Source organism: Atlantibacter sp. (genome assembly GCF_032062175.1).
In the GTDB taxonomy this organism is placed as follows: Bacteria; Pseudomonadota; Gammaproteobacteria; order Enterobacterales; family Enterobacteriaceae; genus Atlantibacter.
On sequence record NZ_DAMBQK010000007.1, the window covers coordinates 42343 to 57807 of the forward strand.

The 15465-nt window shown below is 56.0% G+C and carries 14 protein-coding genes; 6 read left to right on the forward strand and 8 right to left on the reverse strand.

Going from position 1 to position 15465, the window contains the following annotated elements; genetic code table 11:
* Window positions 1–52: 52 nt before the first annotated feature.
* The 5 genes from hofQ to RT120_RS08810 are packed head-to-tail and all read right to left on the reverse strand — an operon-like array spanning window position 53 to window position 3414.
* Window positions 53–1303: a DNA uptake porin HofQ gene (gene hofQ, locus RT120_RS08790; RefSeq protein WP_409515035.1), complete on the reverse strand. Its 1251-nt coding sequence runs from the start codon at window positions 1301–1303 to the stop codon at window positions 53–55.
* Window positions 1239–1631, reverse strand: coding sequence for a HofP DNA utilization family protein (locus tag RT120_RS08795; RefSeq protein ID WP_312981902.1), 393 nt, complete (start codon window positions 1629–1631; stop codon window positions 1239–1241). Before RT120_RS08795 ends, hofQ begins: the two co-directional genes overlap by 65 nt.
* Window positions 1621–2097, reverse strand: a complete 477-nt coding sequence (locus tag RT120_RS08800) for a hypothetical protein (protein ID WP_312981904.1) — start codon at window positions 2095–2097, stop codon at window positions 1621–1623. The genes RT120_RS08795 and RT120_RS08800 overlap by 11 nt, the downstream gene beginning before the upstream one ends.
* Window positions 2081–2629, reverse strand: coding sequence for a PilN domain-containing protein (locus RT120_RS08805; protein WP_312981906.1), 549 nt, complete (start codon window positions 2627–2629; stop codon window positions 2081–2083). The genes RT120_RS08800 and RT120_RS08805 overlap by 17 nt, the downstream gene beginning before the upstream one ends.
* On the reverse strand, window positions 2626–3414 hold the full coding sequence (locus RT120_RS08810; protein WP_312981907.1) for a hypothetical protein: 789 nt from the start codon (window positions 3412–3414) through the stop codon (window positions 2626–2628). Before RT120_RS08810 ends, RT120_RS08805 begins: the two co-directional genes overlap by 4 nt.
* A gap of 118 nt (window positions 3415–3532) precedes the next feature.
* On the opposite strand from RT120_RS08810, the gene mrcA reads away from it, so the two are divergent.
* On the forward strand, window positions 3533–6085 hold the full coding sequence (gene mrcA / locus RT120_RS08815) for a peptidoglycan glycosyltransferase/peptidoglycan DD-transpeptidase MrcA (protein ID WP_312981909.1): 2553 nt from the start codon (window positions 3533–3535) through the stop codon (window positions 6083–6085).
* Window positions 6086–6136: 51 nt separating this feature from the next.
* Here the strand turns inward: mrcA and nudE are convergent, their stop codons facing one another.
* Entirely contained in the window at window positions 6137–6697 is a 561-nt protein-coding gene (gene nudE, locus RT120_RS08820; RefSeq protein ID WP_312981911.1) for an ADP compounds hydrolase NudE, read from the reverse strand.
* Between the two features lie 321 nt (window positions 6698–7018).
* Here nudE and RT120_RS08825 point away from each other — a divergent pair, with 321 nt between their 5' ends.
* From RT120_RS08825 to pckA, 5 genes are all read left to right on the forward strand, one after another.
* Window positions 7019–9157, forward strand: coding sequence for an intracellular growth attenuator family protein (locus tag RT120_RS08825; RefSeq protein WP_312981912.1), 2139 nt, complete (start codon window positions 7019–7021; stop codon window positions 9155–9157).
* A gap of 63 nt (window positions 9158–9220) precedes the next feature.
* Window positions 9221–9934, forward strand: a complete 714-nt coding sequence (gene yrfG, locus RT120_RS08830) for a GMP/IMP nucleotidase (protein WP_312981914.1) — start codon at window positions 9221–9223, stop codon at window positions 9932–9934.
* Window positions 9912–10313, forward strand: a complete 402-nt coding sequence (gene hslR / locus RT120_RS08835) for a ribosome-associated heat shock protein Hsp15 (RefSeq protein ID WP_312981915.1) — start codon at window positions 9912–9914, stop codon at window positions 10311–10313. The genes yrfG and hslR overlap by 23 nt, the downstream gene beginning before the upstream one ends.
* Before the next feature lie 24 nt (window positions 10314–10337).
* Window positions 10338–11216, forward strand: coding sequence for an Hsp33 family molecular chaperone HslO (gene hslO, locus RT120_RS08840; protein WP_312981917.1), 879 nt, complete (start codon window positions 10338–10340; stop codon window positions 11214–11216).
* A 356-nt stretch (window positions 11217–11572) separates the two neighbouring features.
* Window positions 11573–13192 carry a phosphoenolpyruvate carboxykinase (ATP) gene (pckA, locus tag RT120_RS08845; protein ID WP_312981918.1) on the forward strand — a complete coding sequence of 540 codons (1620 nt, stop codon included), beginning with the start codon at window positions 11573–11575 and terminating at the stop codon, window positions 13190–13192.
* 76 nt (window positions 13193–13268) lie between these two features.
* On the opposite strand, the gene envZ is transcribed toward pckA, so the two are convergent.
* Entirely contained in the window at window positions 13269–14621 is a 1353-nt protein-coding gene (gene envZ / locus RT120_RS08850) for a two-component system sensor histidine kinase EnvZ (protein WP_312981919.1), read from the reverse strand.
* On the reverse strand, window positions 14618–15337 hold the full coding sequence (gene ompR, locus RT120_RS08855; RefSeq protein ID WP_006177890.1) for a two-component system response regulator OmpR: 720 nt from the start codon (window positions 15335–15337) through the stop codon (window positions 14618–14620). Before ompR ends, envZ begins: the two co-directional genes overlap by 4 nt.
* Window positions 15338–15465 lie beyond the last annotated feature (128 nt).

A 15465-nucleotide genomic window follows, 5' to 3' on the forward strand; every position in this document is an offset into this window, starting at 1 on the left:
TGACGTCAAACGCCCGACCGAATAAAAACGTGAAATCGACAATATAAGAACGCTAAGCCTTTGGCGCGATTAGCCGTGGCGTGATGAACACAACGAGTTCCCGCCGCTCATCATCTTTCCCGTCATAGCTAAACAGGCCGCCTATCAGCGGGATGTCTCCCAGCAAGGGCACCGTGTCTTTACCACCTTTACGTTTCTGCTGGAAGATGCCGCCGAGGGCGATGGTCTCGCCGTCTTTTATTTCCACCTGAGTTTCAATTTCCTGCTTATCAATCGCCATCACTTCACCATCCGCCTGCTTCAGCACTTGTCCTGGCATATTCTGGCTGATGCGCAGCTTCATCCTGATCCTGCCGTAGGGCTGAATGGTCGGCGTCACTTCCATCCCTAGCACTGCCTCTTTAAATTCAATCGACGTCGCGCCGCTTTCGCCGCTGGAGACCTGATAAGGGATCTCGCTGCCCTGCTTGATGCTCGCGGGCTGCTGATGCGAGGCCAGCAAACGCGGGCTGGCGATAATTTCCAGCTTATGTTTCTGCTCCAGCGCCGAGAGCTCAATATCAAGCATGTTGCCGTTAATCCGCCCGACGTTAAAACCAATCCGCGTGGAGGCGTTCGGCACTGACAGGTCCGCAGATATTGCGCTGGGGCGATAAAGCCGCTCTTTGCCCTCGCCCTCCGCCGAACTCCACTTCACGCCAAGTTCGCGCAGGCTGGTTTGATTGATGGTGACAATATGCGCCGAGAGTTCAACCTGGCCCACCGGGATATCCATGCTGGCAATCCAGCTGTCTATCTTTTTCAGCGCCGCGCTGTTGTCATCGATCAGCAGCCGGTTGGTGCGTTTATCCGCCATCACGCTGCCTTTCGGGCCCAGTAACTTGTCACCCTGCGCCGTCATTGCCGCCGCCAGTTCTGTCGCATCGGCGTAACGCAGCGACACCATTCGGGTGTTCAGCGGTTGGTTAGTGAGCCGCTGTAAACGGGCCTGCTCCTGTTCCTGCTGCTGGCGCTGTTGCCATTCCGCCGGATAAACCCGCAGGATATTGCCCTCCTTACGCCAGTGGAGCTGACTGATATCCACCACGGTCTGAAAAGCCACCTGCCAGGGAACGTTCACCAGATGCAGCGTCACGTCGCCCGCTACGTCAGGCGCGATAATCACGTTTTGCCTTTCTGTTTCCGCCAGCGCCTGCAAAACCTGGCGGACAGGCACGTCATCAACCACCAGAGAAATATTATTTGCCGGTTTTACGGCCAGCGCGCTCAGCGGGAGCAGCATCAGCCCGGCTAATCTGCACATCCTTGCCATTGAATTTTTCCTTGCGTTGCCAGCGAATCTCGCCTTTATCACACGCGGCAGGGATGGCTATAATTATAGCGGCCGCAGTGATCTCCTTAACCTGTAACTCTGACGATAAGGTCTGGCCGGGGCTCACCCGCAGCCATTTACCTTCCGGGCTTTCAATCAATGCTTTGATGGACGATGCGTTTCCCACCGCCCCGTGAAAGCGCCATGTCTCCCATTGCGCATACGGGCAGTTATTAATGGGGGCCTGGAAGGGATCGCGGGGCGCAGCGTCCACCGCCAGGCAACACATCAGCGACATGACCGCGAAGCTATTTTTCATGGTCCGCCTCCAGCCGCAGCGTGACGCTCAGTACGCCGTCCCCTGACGTCAGGGAGAAGCTTTTTAAGCGGGCGTCGGTGCGGGACAAGGCATGAAACAGCGCAGGGACAGCAAGCCACTTGCTGCGCAGCACCAGCTCGGCGAATTCGCCTTCGGGCTGCCACTTTTCCAGCGTTATGCCGGGTAATTTCCCTGTCGTCATCGCAGAGAAATTCACTGATACCAGAGCCGGCAAATTGCGTTGCGCCGCATTGAGTTGCCTGTCGAGTGCACGTTTTTGGCGCTGTTGTTCTTTTATTGCCTGCTCGCTGGCGGCCAGGCTGATGCGCTGCTGCTCAAGCGCCTGATAGCCAGGACGGATGCCCCCTAACCCGCACAGCGCCATCAACAACAGCATCGCAGCCGCCCACGTGGCGATACGCAGCCTGGCATCAGCCGTCAGCCACTGCTCAAGGAGTCGGCGCATCGTCAGGCTCCAGCGTTAGCGTCCAGTGAAATTGCCAGCCGGCGTCGCCATCGCGCGTCGTCGCGCCCTGACGCAATACTCCCGAGCCTGGCAGCGTTTTTAGCGTCTCCGCCCACTGGCTTAACGCCTCCGCCGATAAAGACTTACCGGTGATGTCCAGCCGCCCGGCGTCAAAACGCAGCGCATTGAACCAGATTGCATCAGGCAGGCCAGAGGCGAGCTGTTCCAGCCGCTGCCCCCAGCGCTGAAAAGTGGCCTGATGCTGAAGCTCCGCCAGCCGTTGTTGATGCACAGCCGCCAGTTCTTCCAGCCGCTTGCGTTGCCGGGCATTGTCACCGCGTAGCGTTTGAAACTGTTGGGGTGAGGGTTGCGCTAACCGCAACTGCGCGAGGCGGTGTTCGATATACCCGCGCCAGACGCCGCATGCCGCCACCATACTGATGATGCCCGCCAGAAACAGGCTGGCCCAAAATATTGCCCGCTGTTTTAACCGTTGCGCGCGCCAGGGAAGAAGGTTGATCAGTCCGCTCATGATGGGTAACTCCCCATCGCCAGGCCGAGCGCCACGGCAAAACGCCATTCGTCAGGCGCTTTTGGCGGATGTACCCATGTCAGCCAGCGCCAGGGTTCGCAGGAAGCTACGCCGTCTTGCGGTTCGCCGTTGCAGCAAAGCCACTGCGATGGGGGAACAGAAAGCGTCTCTACCAGACTGCCGAGACCGCCTTCAGGCTGGCATCCCCAGCGTTCCCGCGTCGCCCAGAGCCACTGCTCGCCGTCACAGGCGGCAATGCCCTGAATGTGCGGCGCGGCATAAGAGAAAAAGCTGGTTAATGCGCAGGCATCGGGGGTGAGCGTGTAATGAGAAAATCCGGCACGCTCCACCAGCGCCATGACACCCGTCACTTCCTGACGATGCGCCGCCGTGACGAAGAGCGTCTTGCGCGCTGCGTCCGGGTAGTAATCGGAGAACAGGCTGTCTGGTGCCATCTGCAATACTTTTGCTGTCGCCGCGGTGACATAGCCCTGGCACTCAGACTCGCAAAGATGGCCAGGCAACGGCATGGTGCGTTGCAAGGTGCGCCTGGCCGGAAACGCGACGCGCACATGGTGCTGCGCCGGCAGTTCGGCACGCAGCGTGTGTAGCGCCTGAATTAACGGCTCGCTGCTGATGATTACGCCGTGATTATCGGTGGCGGTGACAAGGGGGAAATACCACCACTTTTTGAGCTGCCAGCCGCCCCGGCGGCGCTGCACCGCAACGGCCCTTACGCCATCCTGTTGAATATGAAGACCAATTTTCCATACGCGACTCACCATAACGCACTCCTTGCAGGCCCTGTTAATGAAAAGGACATATCAATGCTTCTGGCTTGCCTTTATACTACCGAGCTGTTGTTTATAAACTGCCCAATTGAAATCTGGTGAGAAATCCTCGGTGAAGTTCGTAAAGTATTTATTCATCCTTGCAGTGTGTTGCATCCTGCTGGGAGCAGGCTCGATTTATGGTTTGTACAAATATGTTGAGCCGCAACTGCCCGACGTCGCGACGCTGAAAGACATACGCTTGCAGATCCCCATGCAGGTTTACAGCGCGGATAATGAACTTATTGCGCAGTTTGGCGAAAAGCGCCGTATCCCGTTAACGCTCAACCAAATCCCACCTGAACTGGTTAAAGCGATTATCGCGACCGAAGACAGCCGCTTTTATGAACATCACGGCGTCGACCCTGTGGGGATTTTCCGCGCCACCAGCGTGGCGCTGTTTTCAGGGCATGCCTCACAAGGGGCCAGTACCATTACCCAGCAGTTGGCGCGTAACTTCTTCCTGAGCCCTGAGCGCAAATTAATGCGTAAAATCAAAGAGGTGTTCCTCGCGATCCGCATTGAGCAGTTGCTGAACAAAGACGACATTCTTGAGCTGTATCTCAACAAGATTTATCTCGGCTATCGCGCCTATGGCGTCGGGGCCGCCGCCCAGGTCTATTTTGGTAAAACCGTCGATCAGTTGACCCTCAGCGAGATTGCGGTGATTGCCGGGCTACCGAAAGCGCCATCAACCTATAACCCACTGTATTCACTGGATCGTGCCACCGCGCGCCGTAATGTGGTGCTGGCGCGGATGTTGAACGAAGGCTATATCACGCAGCAGCAGCACGACACGGCGCGTAGTGAAACCATTGACGCCAACTATCACGCGCCGGAAATCGCGTTCTCCTCCCCTTACCTCGCTGAACTGGTGCGCCAGGAGATGGTGAGCCGCTACGGCGAGAAAGCCTACGAAGACGGTTACAAGGTTTACACCACCGTTAAACGCAAAGATCAGCAGGCCGCGCAGCAGGCGGTACGCGATAACGTTCTGGCCTATGACATGCGCCACGGCTACCGCGGCCCGGCTAACGTGCTGTGGAAGGTCGGCGAAGCGGCGTGGGATCAGAAAAAAATTATCGACTCCCTGAAAGGCCTGCCCGGCTATGGCCCGTTGCGTGCCGCCGTGGTGACGCAGGCAAGCGCTGAGGAAGCCACCGCGCTACTGGCTGATGGTTCCAGCGTGTCGCTGAAAATGACGGGAGTGCGCTGGGCGCGTCCTTACCGTTCCGATACTGCCCAGGGGCCAACGCCGCGCCGGGTCACCGACGTACTCCAGACGGGCCAGCAAATCTGGGTACGCCAGGTCGATGAAAGCTGGTGGCTGGCGCAGGTGCCGGATGTGAATTCCGCGCTGGTGTCGCTCAACCCGCGCGACGGCGCAGTGCTGGCGCTGGTGGGCGGCTTCGACTTTAACCAGAGCAAGTTCAACCGCGCTACTCAGGCGCTACGTCAGGTCGGTTCGAACATCAAACCGTTCCTCTATACCGCCGCGATGGATAAAGGGCTGACTCTGGCAAGCATCCTTAACGATGTGCCGATTTCTCGCTGGGATGCGGGCGCGGGCTCTGATTGGCGGCCCAAAAACTCCCCGGCGGAATATGCCGGCCCGATTCGTTTGCGTCAGGGTTTAGGCCAGTCGAAAAACGTGGTGATGGTGCGCGCCATGCGCGCCATGGGCGTGGATTATGCGGCGGAATATCTGCAACGCTTCGGCTTCCCGGCGCAAAACATTGTCCATACTGAATCGCTGGCGCTGGGCTCCGCGTCCTTTACGCCGATGCAGGTGGCGCGCGGTTATGCGGTGATGGCCAACGGCGGCTTCCTGGTAGACCCGTATTTCATCACCAAAATTGTTAATGAGCAGGGGGACAATATTTTCGAAGCCAGACCGAAAATCGCCTGTCCGGAATGCGATTTGCCGGTGATTTATGGCGAAACCCCGAAATCGAACGTGCTGGATAATAACAATGTCGAAGATGTCGCCGTGTCTCAGGAGCAGCAAAACGCCACCGTGCCGATGCCGCAACTGGAGCAGGTGAACCGTGCGCTGGTGGCACAAAGCCAGCCGCAGGAATATGCGCCGCACGTAATCAATACGCCGCTGGCGTTCCTGATGAAAAGCGCGCTGAATACCAACATCTTTGGCGAGCCCGGCTGGCAAGGCACCGGCTGGCGTGCAGGCCGCGATCTCCAGCGTAAGGATATCGGCGGTAAAACCGGCACCACCAACAGCTCCAAAGATGCCTGGTTCTCCGGTTACGGTCCTGGCGTAGTGACGTCAGTGTGGATTGGCTTTGACGATCACCGCCGCGATTTAGGCCGCACCACCGCATCTGGCGCGATCAAAGATCAGATTTCCGGCTACGAGGGAGGCGCGAAAAGCGCACAGCCTGCCTGGGATGCGTTTATGAAATCGATTCTGGAAGGCGTACCGGAAGAGCCGCTAACGCCGCCGCCGGGCATTATCAGCGTCAATATCGATCGCAGCACGGGGCAACTGGCGAACGGCGGCAACAGCCGCGAAGAGTACTTCATTGAAGGGACGCAGCCGACACAGCATGCAATCCATGAGGTGGGGACAACTATCATCGACAACGGTGAAACCCACGAGCTGTTTTAAACGGCGGTACTAAAAATTAAGGCCCTTTTCAGGGCCTTAATCATTTGCAGGCTACATCCTTCCCTGCGCCTTCAACCATTCACGCACCAGGAACAGCGCGCTAACGTTACGCGCCTCGTTGAAATCAGGATCGTCGAGCAGCGCCATCATCTCATTTAACGGCCAGTACACTTTTGGCAGCGGCTCCGGCTCGTCCCCTTGCAGGGATTCCGGGTAAAGATTCTCCGCCACCACGATATTCATTTTGCTGGAGAAGTAGGACGGTGCCATAGTCAGCTTTTTCAGAAATGTAAGCTGGTGCGCGCCAAACCCTACCTCCTCTTTCAACTCGCGGTTCGCGGCTTCAAAAACCGTCTCGCCCGGATCGATAAGCCCTTTCGAGAAGCCCAGTTCGTAAGACTCCGTCCCCACCGCGTATTCCCGGATCAGTACCAGACTGTCGTCAATAATCGGCACGATCATCACCGCCTCGCGCGTGGAGGGGCGCATCCGTTCGTAAACCCGACGCACGCCGTTGCTGAACTCCAGATCTACCGTTTCGACATTAAACAAGCGCGAACGAGCGACGGTTTCAACACGCAAAATAGTGGGTTTTTGTAGTGGTTTACTCATCGTATGGAGAATGAAATAGGGAGAATGACAATATTGTGCGATATCCAACACAGTTTGAGCAATGTTAATTGTTTGTTATTTACACTTTTGTCATTTTCCTGCGGGTATCATCCACAATGACGATGTCGCCAGGTTTGAAATCCTGCTAAGAATTTGCTGATAATTCAGCGGCGCTATTGCTGTTATTCTGAATCGTCGCGGCAGAGCCTGCAAAAAGGGCTGTTTGCGCTACAGTCGTCGATAAATACTCACTGGCAATAATTTTTGTTACAGTTCACCTTCGCGCGTGAAATTGAAGAATTTTTTGGTTATGGGGAACGCATGGGCACCTTATTGACGGTTTTAGTGACGGTGCTGGTTTTAGGGATAGCTGTCGGTTTGATTTTCAGGCATCGCCTGGGGCAACGCCGTGCGTTGCCGTTGCTGCAGGCTTTTGCTGGCGCGGCCTCGCGTAAGCTTACGCCGGAAGAACGCAGCGCCGTTGAAAACTATCTGGAGTCCCTGACCCAAACGGAAAGTGCGCCCGCCCCGACAGGCTCCAGTAAGTCGCCCGGCACGCTAACGCTAACGCCGCAAAGCAACACCGTGTATGCGGTGACGCGCGCCATCACCCGCTATGGCTTATCCACCGATGATCCGAACAAGTGGCGTTACTACCTCGACTCGGTGGAAGTGCATTTGCCCCCGTTTTGGGAGCAGTACATCACCGATGATAATAACGTCGAGTTTATCCGCACCGAAACTCGCCCGCTGGTGATCTCGCTGAATGGCCACACGCTACTGAACTCTCATCAGGATACCGGCAGCTATGCGCTTGAACGCGTAACCGGTACCCAGGCATCTATTCGCGGTGAAGAAAGCGAGCAGATCGAATTACTGAACATTCGCCAGGAAACCCGTGAAGAGTACGCCCTGAGCCGCCCGGACGGCCTGCGCGAAGCCCTGTTGATTGGCGTCTCTTTCTTTTTCTTTTTCAGCTGCCTGGTGGCACCGGATGTGTTAATCCCCTGGCTTGCCGGCGGCGGCGTTCTGCTACTGGCTGCGGGGCTGTGGGGATTATTCGCGCCGCCCGCCAAAAACACGCTGCGCGAAATTCACTGCCTGCGTGGTACGCCGAAGCGCTGGGGGTTGTTCGGCGAATCCGATCAGGAACAGATCAACAATATTTCGCTGGGCATCGTCGATTTGGTGTATCCGCCGCACTGGCAGCCCTTTACGCATTACGATTTAGGCCAGAAAACGGATATCGATATTTATCTCGATCGCCGTGTCGTTCGCCAGGGGCGCTTTTTATCGCTCCATGAGGAGGTGAAAAACTTCCCGCTACAACACTGGCTGCGTAGCCTGATACTGAGCGGCGCTGCTTTTCTGGTCCTGATGATGCTGCTGTTCTGGGTACCGCTAGATATGCCGATCAAACTGACCGTCTCATGGCTGAAAGGTGCCCAGACGGTTGAAGCCACCAGCGTGGAGCAGTTGCAAAAATCAGGGTTAAAAGTGGGCGACACGCTGAAAGTGTCTGGCACCGGCATGTGTAATATTCACGTGCCCGGCACCTATTCTCCGCGCCAGAACTATCCGTTTATGCCGTTCGATTGCTCACAGATTATCTGGAACTCCGCACGACCGTTGCCGCTGCCTGAATCGGAGATCGTCAATAACGCCACGGCGCTGACCGAAGCGGTTAACCGCCAGCTTCATCCACAGGAAAATGATTCCAAAGTGAATCCGCAGTTGCGCTCTGCGATTCAGAAATCCGGCATGGTGTTGCTGGATGACTTCGCGGAAATCGTGCTGAAAACTCAGGCGTTGTGTACCGCAGACGATGAGTGCATTCGGCTTAAAAATGCGCTGATCAACCTGGGCAATACCAAAGACTGGGAAGCGCTGGTTAAACGCGCCAGCAGCGGAAAACTGGATGGCGTGAACGTGCTGTTGCGCCCGGTAAGCGCCGAATCGCTGGATAATCTGGTCACCACCTCTACCGCGCCGTTCTTTATCCGTGAAACCAACCGCGCGGCCCAGTCGCTGAACAGCCCGGCACCCGGCGGCTTTATGATTATCAGTGAAGAAGGCGGCGATTTAGTCGATCAGCCGCTGCCGCCGATGTCGTTATACGATTACCCGGCCCACCAGCAGTGGAAAGAATTTCAGCGGCTGGCGGAGATGCTAATGCAGACCCCGTTCCACGCGGAAGGGGTGATCACCAGCATCCGTACCGACGCCAACGGCACCGAGCATGTTTCACTGCACCGCATCCCGGACAGCGCAGGGTTATGGCGTTATGTCAGCACTACGCTGCTGCTGTTCGCCATGATTATTTGTACGCTCTATAACGGCGTACAGGCGATCCGTCGCTGGCAGCGCCAGCGCTCCCGGCTGGCGGACATCCAGCAGTATTATGCCAGTTGCTTCAACCAGGAGCTGGTTCCCTCCACCGACGTGCAGCATCTCCCCTGAGTAATAGAGTGGCGACGGGTTTATGCTACCCTGTCGTCACTTTTTGATAGGCTGAGATGACTCATGCATAAAGATATCGCCTGGCCAGATGTCGATACTGTGTTACTGGACATGGACGGCACCCTGCTGGATTTAGCGTTCGATAACCATTTCTGGCAGCACCTGGTGCCAGAGACCTTAAGCGAACTGCGCGGCATCACGCTGGAAGAAGCGCATCAGTATATTCGCCAGGAATATCACGCCGTCCAGCATACGCTAAACTGGTACTGTCTGGATTACTGGAGCGAGCGGCTTGGCCTCGATATCTGTGCGATGACCACACAGCAAGGCCCACGCGCGATACTGCGCGACGATACGGTGCCTTTTCTGAATGCACTCAAAGCCTGCGGCAAACGCCGTATTTTGCTGACCAACGCCCATCCCCATAATCTGGCGGTGAAGCTGGAGTACACGGGGCTGGCTTCGCACCTTGATTTATTACTTTCCACCCACACATTTGGATATCCGAAAGAGGATCAGCGGTTGTGGGAAGCCGTCAAAGCGCATACCGGTCTCGATCCGGCGCGAACGTTGTTTATTGACGACAGCGAACCGATTCTGGATGCGGCTGCGCAGTTTGGCATTCGTTATTGCCTCGGCGTAACCAATCCTGACTCTGGCGTGGCGGAGAAAGCGTATCAGCGCCACGCCGCGCTGAATGACTACCGTCGGTTAATCCCCGCATTGCACCCTCATTGCAAAACAGGTGACGACCATGAAAGAGAAAGCGCCGTCTGAGGTACGCCTGGACAAATGGTTATGGGCGGCCCGTTTTTATAAAACCCGCGCGATAGCGCGTGAAATGATTGAAGGCGGAAAGGTGCATTACAACGGACAACGCACCCGCCCCAGCAAAAACGTGGAACTGGACGCAGAGATTGTTCTGCGTCAGGGCAACGATCAGCGCACCGTTATCGTAAAAAGGATCACCGATCAGCGTCGCCCGGCGAGTGAAGCCGTGCTGCTGTATGAAGAGACGGCGCAAAGCGTGGAAAACCGCGAAAAGCTGGCGCTTGCCCGCAAAATGAATGCGCTCACGATGCCGCATCCGGAACGCCGCCCGGATAAGAAAGAGCGTCGTGATTTGATCAAATTTAAATACGGTGACGACGAATAACCGTCGCCCGCAAGAGAGACTATTATGGCCCAACACGACCAATTACATCGCTATCTGTTTGAAAACTATGCCGTGCGCGGCGAGCTGGTTACCGTTTCAGAAACCTGGAAGCAGATTCTGGAAAACCACGACTACCCCCAGCCGGTTAAAAACGTGCTGGGCGAGCTGTTGGTAGCGACCAGCCTGCTGACCGCCACGCTGAAGTTCGCAGGGGATATTACTGTGCAACTCCAGGGCGATGGTCCGATGAACCTGGCCGTTATTAACGGTAATAACGATCAGCAAATGCGCGGCGTTGCCCGCGTACAGGGCGAGGTGCCAGCCGATGCCTCTCTGAAAACCCTGGTGGGCAACGGTTACCTGGTGATCACCATCACGCCTGCCGAAGGCGAGCGTTATCAGGGCGTAGTAGGGCTGGAAGGAGATACCCTGGCGGAATGCCTGGAAGATTACTTCCTGCGCTCCGAGCAGTTGCCGACGCGGTTGTTTATTCGCACCGGTGACGTTGATGGCCAGCCCGCGGCGGGCGGTATGCTGCTTCAGGTTCTGCCCGCGCAGAATGCCCAGGCGGACGATTTTAATCACCTGGCAACGCTGACTGAAACCATCAAAGCGGAAGAGCTGTTTACTTTACCGGCTAACGACGTGCTGTGGCGTCTGTATCACGAGGAAGAAGTGACGCTTTACGACCCGCAGGATGTGGAATTTAAGTGCACCTGCTCTCGCGAGCGTTGCGCTGGCGCGCTGAAAACCCTGCCGGATGAAGAGATTGAAACTATTCTGGCGGAAGATGGCGAGATCGACATGCACTGTGATTACTGCGGTACGCACTATCTGTTCGATGCCATGGATATTGCCGCGATCCGCAATAACGCCTCACCGGCGGACCCGCAAATCCACTAAAACCACTTCGAGCGCCTGTGACATCAGGCGCTCGCTATTTTCCACTCCCCTCGCACCAGATTGCAAAATCGATTCGTCCATAAAAACACTCTTATCTTTCATAAAATTTACCTTTGAGAAAGCGCTTACACTCACAAATTGTCATATTACCGCTTCCGTTCATTAACATAATCAGAACATTTTCCTCTTTCCGTTATACACTCCTCCGCTACTCTATCCCGCGTCGTGAGCTGAATCACAGTATTTTCCGCTGTTTTAAAAGCGTCGATACGTAAATCTATGAAGCACGTCCCGGTTAACATGTTACAAACAACCCTACAATTTCAGGCAGTACAAATTGGCTAAGGAGAAGTGATATGCGCGTTAAAGGTTTAACCCCGCAAGATCTCAAGGCTTATGGTATTAACGACGCCCAGGACGTGGTCTACAACCCTGATTACGATACGCTGTATCGCGAAGAGCTTAATCCAGAACTGGAAGGCTACGAGCGTGGCGTATTGACTAATCTGGGAGCCGTTTCAGTCGATACAGGCATCTTTACTGGCCGTTCGCCAAAAGATAAATATATCGTCCGCGACGACACGACACGTGACACCCTGTGGTGGGCGGATAATGGCAAAGGAAAAAATGACAACAAGCCGCTGTCGCCTGAAACCTGGCAACATCTCAAAGGGTTAGTTACCCGCCAGCTATCCGGTAAGCGCTTGTTTATCATCGATGCGTTCTGCGGCGCGAATGCCGACACCCGACTTTCGGTGCGTTTTATCACCGAGGTGGCCTGGCAAGCGCACTTCGTCAAAAACATGTTTATCCGCCCCACTGACGAAGAGCTGGAAGGTTTCGAACCCGATTTCGTGGTAATGAATGGCGCGAAGTGCACTAACCCTGACTGGAAATCGCAAGGGCTGAACTCGGAGAACTTTGTCGCGTTTAACCTGACGGAGCGGATGCAGCTAATTGGCGGCACCTGGTACGGCGGCGAGATGAAAAAGGGGATGTTCTCGATCATGAACTACCTGCTGCCGCTGAAAGGCATCGCCTCGATGCACTGCTCGGCGAACGTGGGTGAAAAAGGCGATGTTGCGGTGTTCTTCGGCCTTTCCGGCACTGGTAAAACCACGCTGTCTACCGACCCGAAACGCCGTCTTATTGGCGATGACGAACACGGCTGGGACGACGACGGGGTGTTTAACTTCGAAGGCGGTTGCTACGCCAAAACCATTCGTCTGTCTGAAGAAGCAGAACCGGATATTTATCACGCCATCCGCCGTGACGCGCTGTTAGAGAACGTCACCGTCGGCGAAGACGGGGTGATTGATTTTGACGATGCCTCGAAGACTGAAAACACCCGCGTGTCGTACCCGATCTACCACATCGAAAACATCGTTAAGCCAGTCTCCAAAGCGGGCCATGCCACTAAGGTGATTTTCCTCACCGCCGACGCCTTTGGTGTGTTGCCGCCGGTATCGCGCCTGACCGCTAACCAGACTCAGTACCACTTCCTGTCTGGCTTTACCGCCAAACTGGCCGGCACCGAGCGCGGCGTGACCGAGCCGACGCCAACCTTCTCTGCCTGCTTTGGCGCAGCATTCCTGTCGCTGCATCCAACGCAGTACGCGGAAGTGCTGGTGAAACGCATGCAGGCCGCTGGCGCGCAGGCGTATCTGGTAAATACCGGTTGGAACGGTACCGGCAAACGCATCTCGATTAAAGATACCCGCGCGATTATCGACGCCATTCTCGATGGCTCCCTCGATGACGCCGAAACCTTTAATCTGCCGATGTTTAACCTGGCGATCCCCACCACGCTGCCGGGCGTCGATACCCATATTCTCGACCCGCGTAATACCTACGCCTCACCGGAACAGTGGCAGGAAAAAGCCACTCAGTTGGCGAAGCTGTTTATGACTAACTTCGAGAAGTATACCGACACGCCTGCTGGCGCAGCGCTGGTGAGCGCAGGGCCGAAACTGTAAGTTGAGTCTGCTCTAAAACAAAAAACCACCCTGGGTGACCGAGGGTGGTTTTTTTATGCAGGCTATTTGCCGGGAACTAGCTTTCTCTCACCGGATGCGCGATCCGCGCTACGGGCACCGGTAGCCAGGCTCGTATCCGCAACCCGCCGCGCTCACTACGGCCAATATCCAGCACGCCGTTGTGATTATCAACAATACGCTGAACGATGGCTAAACCGAGGCCAGTACCGCTGGTGCTGCGGGCACTGTCGCCGCGCACAAACGGCTGGAACAGATGCTTAAGCTGCTCGGGCTTGATGCCGGGGCCATCATCTTCGACCTGGAACCAGGCGCGGTTAAGCTCGGTGCCGCTGCTCACCTTAATCCATCCGTTACCGTAGCGCGCCGCGTTAACCACCATATTGGCCACCGCGCGTTTAATGGATAACGGGTGAATATTCACCATAATCACGCCGTGCTGGAGATCGGTTTCGATCTCGCGCTCATAGCCGCTTTCCGCCGCGATCACTTCGCCCAGCACACCATTCAGATCCGACAATTCCAGCGGCATCTCCTGGCCGGTACGCAGATAATCGATAAACTGCTCGATGATGGCGTTGCACTCTTCAATATCTTTGTTGATCGACTCCGCCAGATAACCATCTTCCGCGCTCATCATTTCCGTCGCGAGACGAATGCGCGTCAGCGGCGTGCGTAAATCATGGCTGACGCCCGCCATCAACAGGGTGCGGTCGTCGGCTAATTGCTTCACACCTGCCGCCATATGGTTAAAGGCCCGGGTCACCGAGCGCACCTCCGACGCGCCATACTCGCGCAGCGGCGGCGGAATAATTCCCTTGCCCACCTGAAGCGCCGCGTGTTCAAGGTCTACCAGCGGTCGGTTCTGAATACGGATAAACAGCCACGCGCCGCCTATCGCCAGCAGCATAATTGCCAGGGTGTAGCGGAACAGCGGGGAGAAATCGCCCTGATGGATTTCCGTCAGTGGGACACGCACCCAGATGTTGGGCGAAAGCCAGGTCTTGAGCCATACCACCGGCGAGCTCTTATTGACCTCAACGCGCACTTCCGTCGGGCCGCCCAGTTGCTGCGCCATTTGCTGGCTTAAAAACTCGTAGTGCTGCGCCCAACGCAGGCCAGCGTCTTCCGCCGCTTCATTGGAGTACAGCGAGATCCCCAACTCACGGTAAATCTCACGCCGAAAGGCAGGCGGCACTACCAGTTGCGTACCGTCTTCCAGTTGCAGCTTGTCGGTCATCAGCATACGCACTTCGTACGCCAGGACTTTATTGAACTGCTGCAAACTTGGCAGAATGGCGAAATTCAGCACCACTAAATAGGTCGTCACCAGGCTGACGAACAGCAAGGTGACGATGAGCAACAGGGTTCTGGCAAACGAGCTACGCGGCGAGAAGCGCAGTCGCTTCATGCTTTAGCGCCATCCGGAACAAAGACGTAGCCTAACCCCCAGACGGTCTGGATGTAGCGCGGGTGGGCCGGATCTTCTTCCACCATGCGGCGCAGGCGGGAAATCTGCACGTCGATGGAGCGTTCCATCGCGGAATACTCGCGACCGCGCGCCAGGTTCATCAGCTTATCGCGGGACAGCGGTTCGCGCGGGTGGCTCACCAGCGCTTTCAGCACCGCAAATTCACCGCTGGTCAGCGGCATCGGCTCGTCTTCGCGGAACATCTCGCGGGTGCCGAGGTTGAGTTTGAATTTACCGAAAGCGATAACCGCTTCTTCCTGGGATGGCGCGCCTGGCAGTTCGTTCGCCTGGCGACGCAGTACCGCACGGATACGCGCCAGCAGTTCGCGTGGGTTAAAGGGTTTCGGGATATAATCGTCAGCGCCAATTTCCAGGCCCACAATACGATCGACCTCTTCGCCTTTTGCCGTCACCATAATGATCGGCATGGGGTTACTCTGGCTGCGCAAACGACGGCATATAGACAGGCCATCTTCGCCCGGCAGCATTAAATCCAGCACCATCAGATGGAAAGATTCACGGGTCAGCAGGCGATCCATCTGTTCAGCGTTCGCCACGCTACGAACCTGGAAGCCTTGCTCGGTAAGATAACGCTCAAGCAATGCGCGCAGGCGCATGTCGTCATCCACTACCAGAATTTTATAATTCTCTTGCATCGATTTAACTCCCAAAGGTTCGAATACTCATATCGGCAAAACGGACACGCGTGTTTACACGATGAAGCCATTTTTAACTACACGTATTCTAAAAAAGGCTGCGCTGACCACCAGACTTAACTGGTATA